Origin of the sequence: Pseudomonas sp. 86_A (assembly GCF_017491705.1) — a bacterium.
GTDB classification, from domain to species: Bacteria; Pseudomonadota; Gammaproteobacteria; order Pseudomonadales; family Pseudomonadaceae; genus Aquipseudomonas; species Aquipseudomonas koreensis.
In genome coordinates this window covers 1-331 of record NZ_JAFGYS010000218.1, presented here as the reverse complement: position 1 = coordinate 331, position 331 = coordinate 1, and the positions used below count along the sequence as shown (strand labels likewise).

The 331-nt window shown below is 60.7% G+C and carries 1 pseudogene; it reads right to left on the bottom strand.

From position 1 onward, the window contains the following. Positions 1 to 331, bottom strand: a pseudogene (locus tag J5M57_RS28755) (Ig family protein); the annotation flags it as partial.

The window sequence follows — 331 nt, the reverse complement described above, 5'->3', positions numbered from 1 at the left end:
TTGGCGCCCAGGGTCCAGTCCAGCGAAGCATTGACCGTGTCGATCTCTGTGAGCAAGGTGCTGGTTTCAACGATGACATCGCCTGCGTTGTCGACGAAGTAAGTGTCATTGCCAGTGCCGCCGATCAGGGTGTCGGCGCCCGCGTAGCCGTCGAGAATGTTATTGCCGGCGTTACCGGTCAGCACGTTATCGAGGGCGTTGCCAGCGAAGTTGAGGTTGGCGGTGCCCAGCAGGATGCCGTCCTCGACGTTGGCCGACAGGGTGTAGCTGACAGTGGTGCGAACCACGTCGTGGCCTTCGCCGACCGCTTCGATGATCTTGTCGCTTTGGC